The 11679-nt window shown below is 67.3% G+C and carries 9 protein-coding genes; 6 read left to right on the top strand and 3 right to left on the bottom strand.

Annotated elements, in window-relative coordinates; genetic code table 11:
- Positions 1-233: 233 nt before the first annotated feature.
- A complete protein-coding gene (locus tag EP7_RS09165) occupies positions 234-2441 on the bottom strand; it encodes a polysaccharide biosynthesis protein (protein ID WP_463527551.1) in 2208 nt (735 codons plus the stop codon).
- A gap of 344 nt (positions 2442-2785) precedes the next feature.
- Here EP7_RS09165 and EP7_RS09160 point away from each other — a divergent pair, with 344 nt between their 5' ends.
- Together EP7_RS09160 and EP7_RS09155 are read left to right on the top strand one after the other, a co-directional pair.
- The gene (locus tag EP7_RS09160; RefSeq protein WP_463527550.1) at positions 2786-3286 is read left to right on the top strand and encodes a hypothetical protein; all 501 of its coding nucleotides are present in this window, start codon (positions 2786-2788) and stop codon (positions 3284-3286) included.
- A complete protein-coding gene (locus EP7_RS09155; protein ID WP_463527549.1) occupies positions 3283-3735 on the top strand; it encodes a hypothetical protein in 453 nt (150 codons plus the stop codon). The genes EP7_RS09160 and EP7_RS09155 overlap by 4 nt, the downstream gene beginning before the upstream one ends.
- 120 nt (positions 3736-3855) lie before the next feature.
- Here EP7_RS09155 and EP7_RS09150 read toward each other — a convergent pair whose 3' ends face one another.
- Together EP7_RS09150 and EP7_RS09145 are read right to left on the bottom strand one after the other, a co-directional pair.
- Entirely contained in the window at positions 3856-4023 is a 168-nt protein-coding gene (locus EP7_RS09150; protein WP_463524443.1) for a hypothetical protein, read from the bottom strand.
- Positions 4020-5183, bottom strand: coding sequence for an IS701 family transposase (locus EP7_RS09145; RefSeq protein ID WP_463524442.1), 1164 nt, complete (start codon positions 5181-5183; stop codon positions 4020-4022). The genes EP7_RS09150 and EP7_RS09145 overlap by 4 nt, the downstream gene beginning before the upstream one ends.
- A 71-nt stretch (positions 5184-5254) precedes the next feature.
- On the opposite strand from EP7_RS09145, the gene EP7_RS09140 reads away from it, so the two are divergent.
- The 4 genes from EP7_RS09140 (at position 5255) to EP7_RS09125 (ending at position 11611) form a co-directional block, all read left to right on the top strand.
- Positions 5255-6733 (top strand): O-antigen ligase family protein, encoded by a 1479-nt coding sequence (locus EP7_RS09140; protein ID WP_463527548.1) that lies wholly within the window; start codon positions 5255-5257, stop codon positions 6731-6733.
- A gap of 186 nt (positions 6734-6919) precedes the next feature.
- Entirely contained in the window at positions 6920-7339 is a 420-nt protein-coding gene (locus tag EP7_RS09135; protein WP_463527547.1) for a hypothetical protein, read from the top strand.
- Between the two features lie 143 nt (positions 7340-7482).
- Complete coding sequence (locus EP7_RS09130; RefSeq protein ID WP_463527546.1) at positions 7483-10239, top strand: polysaccharide biosynthesis tyrosine autokinase; 2757 nt, start codon at positions 7483-7485, stop codon at positions 10237-10239.
- Positions 10240-10426: 187 nt separating this feature from the next.
- Positions 10427-11611, top strand: coding sequence for a DegT/DnrJ/EryC1/StrS family aminotransferase (locus tag EP7_RS09125; RefSeq protein WP_463527544.1), 1185 nt, complete (start codon positions 10427-10429; stop codon positions 11609-11611).
- The last annotated feature ends 68 nt before the right edge of the window (positions 11612-11679 follow it).

The following is an 11679-nucleotide window of genomic DNA, read 5'->3' as shown; positions in this document are numbered from 1 at the left end:
CGGGCTCATTTTCCGACCCAGAGTTCCAGGATTTTCAGGCAACTGGGCGTGGGTAGGTCAAGGGTCGGGCTCATCGCGGCAGGGTGACCAGGCTGAGGCCCTCCTTCCCGGCGGCCTCGCGACCGAGGAATCGGCTCGCCTCCGTCGCGATCGCGATCCGGGCTCCGAGATTAGGGGCGAACGTGTCGGCCGATGTTCAAACGCATCTGTTTTCAGTCCATCGATCAATATCCCTATGACACAGCGGACCCGACGAGTCGGCCGAGCCGCTCGGGACGCGCGGCCGGGCGAGCCGGGGGATAGATCGAGGACACCACGTTGGATCCGGCGAGCTCGAATGTTGCGCCAGGACCTCTTGTTTCAAGCGTTCCCAAGGTTTGTGAGTGAATTGCTTGAATCTCGGGCAGGGAATCTTGCGTTGGTCCCCCGATGGTGGCGGGGCGACGATCGGAGGAGTGCTGGGCGGGGTCGATTCGATCGGGTCGATAGCCGGGCACTAGGTCGGCGAGGATGGCGACAATTTGCTTGGCGGGGCCGTCGACGGCGGCGACGAGCCGATCGAGCCCGGCGTCGATCCTGTCTTGCGGATAAGGGCGGTGCCGGGCTGCGCGGATCTTGGGATGAGCCGTCGCGAGCAACTCCTCGCCCTGGTCGTACAATTCCTCGTGGAGCTTCTCGCCGGGCCGCATGCCCGTGAAGATGATCTCGACGTCGCGCCCCTCGGCCTGGCCAGACAGCCGGATCATGTCGCGGGCCAGGTCGACAATCTTGACCGGCTCGCCCATGTCGAGCACGAAGATCTCGCCCCCCCTCCCCTGGGCCCCGGCCTGAAGGACCAGCTGCGCCGCCTCGGGGATGGTCATGAAGTAGCGGGTCATGTCGGGGTGAGTGACGGTGATCGGCTCGCCATCACGGATCTGATCCTTGAAGATCGGCACGACGCTGCCGTTGGAGCCCAGGACGTTGCCGAAGCGGACGGTGACCAGCCGCGTGTTTGTCCGTCCGGAGAGCGATTGCATGTAGATCTCGGCGAGTCGCTTGCAGACTCCCATGATGCTGGTCGGGTTAACCGCCTTGTCGGTGGAGATCATCACAAACGCGTCGACGCGGGCGCGGAGCGACTCGTCGACCACAGTACGCGTGCCGAAGACGTTGTTCTTGACCGCCTCGCCGGGGTTGGACTCCATCATCGGGACATGCTTGTGTGCCGCGGCGTGTAGGACGACGTGCGGACGATGTTCGGCGAACAGGGCCCTGATCCTCTCGGCATCGGTGATGCTGGCGATGCAGGGGACGACCTCGGTCGCTCCGGACACGAAGGGTCGGAGCCTACGCTCCAGGAAGAACAGCCCATTCTCCGAGTGGTCGAGAAGGATGAGGCGTGCGGGGCGGAACGTGAGGACCTGGCGGCAGAGTTCGGAGCCGATGCTGCCCGATGCGCCGGTGACCAGGACGACGCGGCCCTCCAGGAAGGCGGCGATCGCCGGTCCGTCAAGCCGAACCGACTCGCGGCAGAGCAGGTCCTCGATGTCGACATCGCGGGGCTGGACAGTCAGGGCGCCGGAGAGGAGTGAGTCGAACCCAGGGACGACCTGGGCCTTCAGCCCCGCCGCGCCGCAGGCCCTGGACAGGTCGCGGACCTCGGTCGCCGGAACCGCTGGGCTGGGGATCAGCAGGGCCTCGACCCGATGGCGGGCGGAGAGCCTCGCCAGCTCGGCCGGGTCGCCGAGGACCCGTGCGCCGGCCAAGACACGTCCATGAGTGAGGCGATCGTGATCGAGGATGCCAACGACCTTCAGGCCCATCTTGGGGTGAGAGCTGATCTGCCGCACCAGTTCCTCGCCGGCTTCGCCTGCGCCGACGACGAGCACGCGGCTTATCCGCCGTGTCGCGAAGAGGGGCCCGTATCGATCGTGGAGCAGCCGGACGGTCCCGCGGGCACCACACAGGGCGAGGAGGCTGCCGGCCCAATCGATGACCAGGACCGATCGCGGGGCGGGCCAGAGCCCCCGGGATAGCACGCTGGCCAGTGCCAGCGTCAGTGAGCTGATCGTGGCAACCTCGGCCAGGCCGGTCAGGTCGGAGAAGGTCGCCGAGCGCCACCACCCTCGGTGGCACCCGCACGCCAAGAAGGTCGCCACCTTCAGCCCGACGACTAGCGGGAGGGCCGCGATCGCCGCATCCGCGAGGGACGTGGGCACCGATCCGTCGCAGCGGATGACGTGGGCCAGCAGATAGACCCCCGCGAAGGCCAGCCCGTGGAGCATCAGCAAGATCGGGATCCGGCAACGCGGGATGACGTCCGCGAGCAGCTCCTGGTAGGCTCCGGCGGCCCTCCTGCATCTCGACGATCCGCGTTCATTGTTATCCCGCGTAGCCGCCCCGGAGTCGCGATCGGCCTCGAGATTTCCGCCCCGGACGGCGCCGATGGGATTCGGCACGAGCCCGGGCCATCGACCCGTCAGCAAGGGTTGTATGGGATTTAGGCTCGCCAAGGTGAAGCTCCACTTCAAACTGTTCGACTCGAGACGATGCCGAGCGACGATCTTGCTCCGTCGGGGGCGGGTACGCATTCCAACCTAGGACTTGAAAGCGGGGGCTGTTCCTTAAGGATTCGGTTTTTTGACTCCCCGGGCAAAGTGTCCTAATGTCGACACTGAACTTATACTTTTCTGATCATTTCCAATTATCAGAAAGTAAGCGTGCAAGGATGCAGCGAATCGCCCGATTCCTCGGCCTGCTGGCGTGTCTCGAGCTCCTGGCGGCTTGGGGGCCCACTCCGACCATGGCCCAGTACTTCCCTGCCATGACTGCCGAGCGCGAGAGATTCCTGTCGCTCCTCATGTTGCGACAGGACCGGGCGATGGAGCTGTTGCTGACCCGGCAGAAGGCACAGCTCCAGCGGCAACTGGATCGGCTGGAGAAGTTGATCCCGCGTAATCCGCAGCAGCCAGCCCAGATCAAACTAACCGAGCAGCGGATCGGGCAGCGTGTGCAAGCCGTAGAGCGGACGAGCGCCAATCCTCCCGACTCACCGGTACGCACCCTGCTATATCAGCAGAAACGGGCGCTCCTCCGGCAGGTGCAACAGCTCGAAGCTCGGCTGGCCCGGCTGGCCCAGACCGTCGCGCGCAATCCGAGGCAGGCACGCCAGATCGAGCAAGCGATGGCCTCGTTGCGGGTGCAGCTTCAGCGGACAACCGCACAAGTTGCCACCTTCGACCGGCTCGCGGCAACGCCGGCCGCGCCCCTGAATGTTGCAAGCGTTTTCGAGGGACGCCTGTGACATGGATGGTGGATTTCGAGGTTTCGACGCGGGTCGGGGGCGACTCATCGGCCACCCGGTGCCGAGAGCCCGTCCGGATCCTGGAGAGGCGCTTAATCACGGCCGAGGGGTCGGCATTCCAGCGGGTGGCGGGGCGGTTCTCGGCGGCGACGATCCTCGGCCTGGCCTGCCTGGCCCCCTGGATGTTCGGATCGGTGGATGCCTGGGCGGAGGTGGTCCTGGACCTGTGCATCCTCGTGGCCATAGTCCTGTGCATTCTGGCCGGTTGGAACCGGGGAAGTCGCCCGAACTGGCTTTGCGGCCTGACGAGCCTGTCGCTGGCGGGCCTTGCCTTGCTGGCCATGGTGCAAGCCGCCCCACTTCCCGAGGCCCTTCTAAAACGGCTCGACTCCGTGGCGGCTGAGAACCGGGCGGCATCGGTCCCGTCCGCTCAGGGGGTGGTCATCTGAGATGCTGTGCCGCCTTTCAAGCTGCCGGCTGCGAGACTCAGCCTGGTCTCCGAGGAGTCGATTCACGCCCCGGCAAGGCTGGCGTCCGCCTTACTTCTGTTCCTAATACTACAGTTGTAACTAACCCGGGGGCCCGGCCTCGCGTTTCTTGTAGTGGCAACGCCGCGCGAACGCCTGGTGGGCGCGCCGCCATACCGACCAATCCAGGACCTCGACGGCCTCCGGCAGGCGTCCCCACAGGAGTCGGACCAGGAGCCGACGGGCCTCGGGCACCGTCAGGGCGATCAACTCCGGCTCGTCGGCCGACTTTTTTTGGGCGGTGCGCCGGCAAGTCTCCGGATCGCGGCCAGGACGGCATGGGCCAGCAGGGCCAGGGTGATGTGCCGATGCCAGCCGGTCCAACTCCGCACCTCGTAGTCGGCCAGTCCAGCCTCCTGCTTGGCCGCCTCGAAACCGCCCTCCACCGCCCAGCGAGCCCCGGCGGTCTGGGCCAGCCGGGTTAACGTCGTGCGGCTCGGGCCGGCCGCGATGGAGTACGCCAACTCCTCGCGGCCATCCAGACTCTTGCGCACCAGCAGCCACCGCCTCCATGCCGGGCCCAGGTCGCTGTTGATCTCCAGCCACGCCCAGGCGTACCGCCTCGGCCCCTTGCTGCCCGCCGCGATGGTGATCTTGTGCCAGGCCTGCTTCGGCAACGCTCTGGTCAGGGTGGCGACCGCGGCCTGCCCGGACCCCGCCCAGACATACTGGTTGGCCCGGACCGCCAGCACGTACGGCCGCTTCTGCTCTTCCAGCCACCGCCGCAACTCCCACGCGCCGTAGACCTCGTCGCCGGTCACCCACGCCGCAGGCACCCCGGCCTTGAACGCCCGCTCGAGCATCGCCCTGGCCAGCCGGATCTTGGTCGCGAAGGCGGTCTTCTCCGGGACACCCGCCGCCTTGCACCGCCCGGGGTCGCCGGCCCACTCCTCGGGCAGGTACAGCGTGCGGTCGAGGAACGCGACGCCATGCCGGCTGGCGTACGCGAGGAAGACCCCGACCTGGGCGTTCTCGATCCGGCCCGCGGTGCCGGTGTATTGCCTCGCCACGCCCACCGACTTGGTCCCCTTCTTGAGGAACCCGGTCTCGTCGAGGATCAGCACGGCGTCGGGGTCGCCGAGCGTCTCGACGACGTAGGCCCGCAGGTCGTCGCGGACGGAGTCGGGGTCCCAGTCGGCCCGGCCCATGAGGTACTGGACGCCGTAGGGCGTCTCGTCACCGATCTGCTCGGCGACCTGCCAGGCGTTCTTCCGCTGGACCGGCCCGAGCAGGCCGATGAGATAGGCCCGGACGCGATCGCGGGTCTCGCTTCGAGGAAACCTCGCCCCGATCCGGCGGGCCACCTCGTCGATCTGCCGCCCCCAATCGTGGACGTCCTCGGGGCTGAAGGCGGCATCGGTGCTGGCCATGGTGATCCTCCTCGGGGATTCCATGGCCAAACTACCGGGCTGATCGGTTAGTTGCAACTGTAGTACTAGGCGTGCGCGGCCTGGGTGGCGGCCATGCGGCGATGCGCCGGTTCGGCGTGGCGATGGTCGTAAGCGCCTCGGCGATGGGACTGTTCGCATTGCTGCAATCCCTGTCGTGGGGCGGCAAAATTTACGGGTTCCGGGCCTCTCCGATCGTCGACGGTTGGCGTACGGGGGGCCCGTTTGTCGGCCATAACCCGCTGGCTGCATCGCTCAACCTGGCCCTGGGTCTCGGCTTGTCAGGCCCGGTGCTGCGCTGCCGAGGTTCACGAGCTTGGGGGGCGTATGCCGCCAGCCTGATCATCGTCGGGATCGTCAGCTCGCATTCGCGCAGTGGTCTTATGGCAACGATGGTCGCCGCGGCTGTGATGGCCCTGTTGCTCCGCGGCCGGGTCGGCGTGCAGATCGGCGGTGTCCTCGCGGTGATTGCCGCGATGACCGTCCTGCTCCTGGCGATCGTGGGCGAAACTTCCGCTTACCACCGCCTGGGCTCGCTCCGGGATGGATCTGCCTACTCCGACCGCCTCGAAATCTGGGGGGCGGCCGCCCAGGCCTGGGCGGCACACCCGTATCTCGGCTCGGGCCTGGGGTGCTTCGGGGTCGCGGCTGGCCCCTCGTTCCGTCACGGTCAAGGGGTAATCTTCGCCCGGGCGGAGAACGAGCCCCTCGACCTGCTTGTCGAGGGGGGCCTGCTTGGCCTGGGCATGGCCTTCGTGGGGGTGGCTGCCGTCGGTCTCGAGGGCGTCCGCGCCGTCCGCCAGGCCCCGACGGAATCCGACCGGGCCTTGGCTGCGGGTGGCCTGTTCGGCCTGACGGCCTTGGCCGTGCAGAGCCTGTTCGATTTCAGCCCGCACATCCCCAGGGTCGCGATCCCCGCCGTCGTTCTCTGCGGGCATGTCTGCGACCCGACCCGAGCCGGTAAGGCTCGACCGGTCGACGCCGGGCCGAGGATGGCTCGGTCGGTCGCAGCAGGGCTGATCCTGGCCGTGCTCGGGCTCGCCCTCGCCCTGGTTTATCATGACTTCGGCCGCGCCCGGTCCGAGTCGAAGCTGGCCGGCACCGGCCACCCCACGCCGGGGGCCGGGACGCCGATGGCGATTCCCCGAATTGTGACGAAGGCCGCACTTGAGCGGATGCAGTCGGCCCTGGAACTGGCCCTCCTCGATCGACCGGACTGGGGCAAAGGGCATCTCCGGCTCGGGATGACGCACCTGGACCTGTACGAGCGTGAAGCGGCCGAAAGGCTCGGCGATTCGGTCGACAATCCGGCGGCAGTTGCCCAACTGGCCGACCCACTCTGGCTCCATGCCACGGTCCACTCCGCGCCGCACTCGGGAGTCGGGTGGGGGTCCGAGGTGATCGGGCATGAGCCCCTCCGGCGCCACCTCGTCCCGGCCACCCGCTGCTTCCTGGATGCTCGACGGAGCTCGCCTGCCCTGGCCTCGGCCCATGCCCATCTGGCAATCCTCAGCTACCTGATCGACGGGTGAGAGCCGACTCGTGTCCATGCCGGCCGCGCCCTCCGGCTTGCCGGGGCCGACAGCTCAATACTTGCGCTGGACGCGCAGGCCGGCGACCTCGACCTGGCGACCCTGTGCTGGAGGCGTTGCCTGGAAGTCCGGCCGACCTCGTGGGAAGAGGTCGCAGACGCGGCCTCGGCCGTGCTCGACCCGGGGATGATCCTCGACGGAGTCCTCCCCAGCGGAGGTGCCTGGCCGATTCCATTCGTGAACGGGCTATACACCCACGCTGACGGCGCGGAGGTACGGCTCCGATTTTTTCGGGCGACCCTGGAGCGAACTCCGGACGACACCAGCCTGTCGGCTCCGGAGCGGCTCCGCTTGGAGGCCCTCGCCAGGGCCGGGCTGGGGGAATCCAATCTCGCAAAATCGCTCTGGGTGAGGGCGTTGGCCCTCGAGCCCTCGCGAGCGGAGTGGCGCGAGGAATTCATCACCTGGCTAGTGGCTCGGGGAGAGGCCGAGCTCGCCTATCGCCAGGCCGTCATCGGTGAACAGCTCAACCCCGAACATCAGGGCCTGCGCCGTGCCGTGCTATCAACGGCCGGGACGCTCGCCCGGACCGTTCCGGCTCCCTGATGGGGCGGAGCGATGCCGATCTGGCGAATGAGCGGCGGAAGTGGTCGATCCGCGCCTTAACTTAATTTTGTCGTACCTGAACGGGCTCGAAACCACCCACCCGGAACGTCCCGCGAATTTCCCCACAAGAATCGGAGAGTCCCATGCCGCAATCGGCATCACACGCCCTCCCGGCGCCGGGATCCCATTCGGCCGGGCTCCTCGATGACATTCGCCGCCTGCTGAGCACGGCGCGACGCAACTGGCCGATCGTCACGGTCGCGGCGCTGGCCTGCCTGACGGCCTCGGTCGTCTACCTGGCGAGGAAGACGACCTCGTTTCACTCGACCAGCCGACTTCTCGTCCTCCAGCAAGGTCGGAGTCCTCTCAGCCTCACGCGGGGCGACGCGGGGCAGTCAGTCGAGGGGATTGAGGATTACCTGCCGACTCAGGCGCTGATCCTCCGCAGTCCACTGGTCGTGGGCCGTGCCCTCGTGTCGCTCGGGTTTGGTGATCGCTCGACACGCGAGGTCGTCAATCGTCTGACGGTCAGCCGCCCTGATCCCGCCGCGAAGGTGCTCCAGGTCGGCTATCTATCCGCCGATCCCGCTGATGCCGAGGCGGTCCTTCGCGCCGTTCTGGCGAGCTATGAATCCTTCCTGGACGATCGGTATCACAAGAAGAATCACGACGTGACCGAGCTACTGGTGAAGGCGAGGGACGAGCTTGGCCGTGATCTGCAGGAGCTCGAGCAGAAGTACCTGGAGCTCTACAAGGAGGCCCCCGCACAGGCCGCGGACGACGCGGGCCGGTCGTCTCAGGCTCGTCGAGTCGAGCTCTGGGATCACGCCGCGGGAGAGGCGAGGCTCAAGACCGTCTATCTCAAGGCCCAGCTCGAGCTCGGCAGGAAGCTGGCGGCCAACGGAGCCAGCCTGAGGGCCATCAATCAGGCGATGGGACACCTCGGCGGAGCGGCATCCCCCAATGCCCAGCCTCAAGACGATGGCTCGGCCGATCCCGACACCGCGCTCGCGGCTCGACTTCTCGAGGAGCTGACCGACCTCGAGCTGCAGCGAGGCGCGGCCACCCGCCTGCTCGAAGGCCACGAACGTCGGCGCTCGGGCCGGGATCCGAGCCGGCCGATCGACGAGACGCAACTGGCCAGGCTGCTCGCCGCGGACCCTGACGTGGCCGAACTGCGGGACCGGCTGCGAGCCGCCCAGCAGCAGCGTTCGGCGTCCCGGATCAGGGCCCGCAATTCGAGCGACCTGGCGGCGCGGCAGGCCGCGGGGCAAGTCGGGACGTTGCAGGCAGAACTGGACCGGCTCATGGCCCAGCGGCGGCCAATGCTCTTACAGCAGCTCGGGCGGGATGAATTCGCCGATGCCGAGGCCAACAGGGCCAAGGCGCAGCTGGACGTGGTGCTCGCCCGCGAGCAGACCCTGAAGGACAAGCTGGCGGCGATCGACGCGGACATCCTGCTACGCCTGGAAAATCGCGAGCGAGAGCTGACCGGGAAGTTCGGCCCGAAGGATGCCCCGTTGATCGCCGTCCGGTCCCAGATCGCCCGGCTGCGGGACGGACGCTCGAAGGGCCCCTCTCATCAGGAGCACGGCGCGATCCGCGACCTGCTCGATTCGATCGAGCACGGCCTCGCCTCGGTCGAGGCGATGCGCGTGGAGATCCAGGGGAAGTTTGCCGAGGACCTGGATGCATCGAAGCGTTCCGAGGTCGATTGGCTAGCCATCGCCAACGTCCGCAGCAATCTGGAGCGCCAGAGGGCATTGTTCAACACCGTGGTCGACCAGCTCAAGCAGGTGCAGCTTGCTGGCGACTTCAATGGGATCTCGGCCCAGGTCGTCGACCCGCCCAGCACGTCCCCGGTCCGCCCGAATTCGGTTCTGGTCCTCGGCGTGGCGCTGGCGGCCGGGCTCGTTCTGGGCTTGGGCAGCGCGGTGGTCGTTGATCAGCTTGACTCTCGACTGCATACGGTCGAGGAGATCCGCCATGCGGTCGGCCTCTCCGTACTGGGCCTGATCCCCAGGTTAACGGGGGGCCGTCTCGCCACGCCGGGCGGGCCCGGCTTGCTCGGTCATGTGATGCCCCGGTCTCCCGCGGCCGAGGGCTTCCGGGTCGTCCGGACCAACCTCGATTTCCTGCGCCGCAGCCGACCCCTGCAGGTAATCATGGTTACCAGCCCGATGCCGGGCGACGGCAAGACGACCACGGCCAGTAACCTGGCGATCAGCCTGGCCCAGGCCGGCCGGCGAGTCCTGCTCGTCGATGCCGACCTCCGCCGCCCCAGGCTCGACGCGATCCACGGCCTCAGCCGCGATTTCGGTCTCTCTCAGATTCTCCAGGACCGAGTGCCGGTCCACCTGGCCGTTCAGGCCACATCGGTCGCGAAGCTCGACGTCGTCACGGCAGGCCCGGACGTCGACGACCCGGCCGAGCTACTGACCTCGCTCCGGCTGGTGGAGTTCCTCGCCGCGGTCCGCCGGTCCTACGACTCTGTGATCATCGACTCCCCGCCGCTCCTGACCGTCGCTGATGCCGCGATCCTGGGCGGGCTGGTCGACGGAGTCTTACTCGTCGTCCGGGCCTCTGCCATCCGCCGGCAGGACGCCGAGCGGACGAGCGAGTCCCTCAAAAGCATCGGCTCCCCCGTCTTTGGGGTCGTGATCAACGGGATCGATGGTCGGGAATGCGGGTACGGCTACGGGGCGGATCGCGCGTCTAACCTGCCCCTGAGTATCCCGCGAACCAGCCCTAGACGACTTGATGTGGTTTCCAACAAGTCGCCTGCGCACGGCGTCGACGACCAAGCATCGCCCACCGACTGCGAGAAATCTGCCCGGAAAACGCGTCGGGGCGGCGGGATTCCGACTGACCCCGACGACCGGCCTCGATCGGCGACTTAAGTTGAATCACAGGGACGGAGAACCGTGTCCCGAGGTCTCTCGCCCACGAAGCGGCAAAACCGGTCCCGATTTTACGTACAGGCAGCCATCCGGCCCTCGGTCCGGTCTCCGAGCGAGCTGGTTGCGAGTGCGATGCGGTGACGTCCAATTCAACGGAGGATGATCTGTGAGCAAGGCCCGCGCATCGATGAGAGTCCCACTGTCCCAGCCCTCGATCACCGAAGTCGAGATCGAAGCGGTCCTCGCCGTCCTGCGGACACGGACACTGAGCCTGGGGCCGCAGGTTGGCGCCTTCGAACGCGCGGCTGCGGAGTCCGCCGGAGTTGCCGAGGGCGTCGCCGTCAACAGCGGCACGAGCGGGCTGCACCTCTGCCTGGCCGCCGCTGGGATCGGCCCCGGCGACGAGGTGATCACGACCCCGTTCAGCTTCATCGCCTCGGCCAACTGCGCACTTTACCAGGGGGCGCGGCCGGTCTTCGCCGACATCGACCCGCGGACGCTGAACATCGACCCGAGCAATGTCGAGGCCCTGATCACCCCGAAGACCCGGGCCATCGTCGCCGTCGACGTCTTCGGCCAGCCTTGCCCCATCGAAGAGCTGAGGTCGATCGCCGAGGAGCACGACCTCGAGCTGATCCAGGACGCGTGCGAGGCGATCGGTGCCGAGCGGAACGGCCGGCGTGTGGGAAGCCAGGCTAGGGCGGCGGTCTTCGCCTTCTATCCCAACAAGCAAATCACCGCCGGCGAGGGGGGCATGATCGTCACCGACGACCGCGCGTTCGCGCGAGTCCTGCGGAGCCTGTCCAATCAGGGGCGCGACGACGACGGGACCTGGATGAACCACGTGCGGCTGGGCTTCAACTACCGGCTCGACGAGATGAGCGCGGCGATGGGCCTGACGCAGCTAGGGCGGCTCGACGAGATCCTCGACCGCCGCGCACGAGTCGCCGCCCGATACAACAGGCGACTCGCCTCGCAGGATGGGGTCGAGATCCCATTCATCGCGCCCGAGACCACGCGGATGAGCTGGTTCGTCTACGTCGTGAGGCTTGAAGAGGGGATCGACAGGCCCGCACTCATGGCGGCGCTCGAGGCGGACGGCATCCCGACTCGACCTTACTTCGTGCCGATCCACCTGCAACCGCTCTACCGCGAGCGGCTTGGCCACCGGCCCGGAGACTTCCCGGTGACCGAGCGGGTCGCCCAGTCCACGCTGGCCCTGCCTTTCTTCACCGAGATGACCGACGAGCAAATCGACTACGTCTGCGAACGACTCGCGTTGAATGTCGAGGCTCAAATTGTGGGGGCAGGTCTGCACTGCGATCGGTCGGCCCTGCCTCGATGGATGCCCGCCGGGATCGCGATGAATTGAGCAGCCCAGGGCTCGCCACGACATCGAAGTCGGGCGGGCCGTCGCGGAAGGTCTCAGAGGAGTCAGCG

Source organism: Isosphaeraceae bacterium EP7 (assembly GCA_038400315.1).
Taxonomy (GTDB): Bacteria; Planctomycetota; Planctomycetia; order Isosphaerales; family Isosphaeraceae; genus EP7.
The sequence above is the reverse complement of the archived record's forward strand: the minus strand, read 5'-3'. Positions and strand labels throughout refer to the sequence as shown.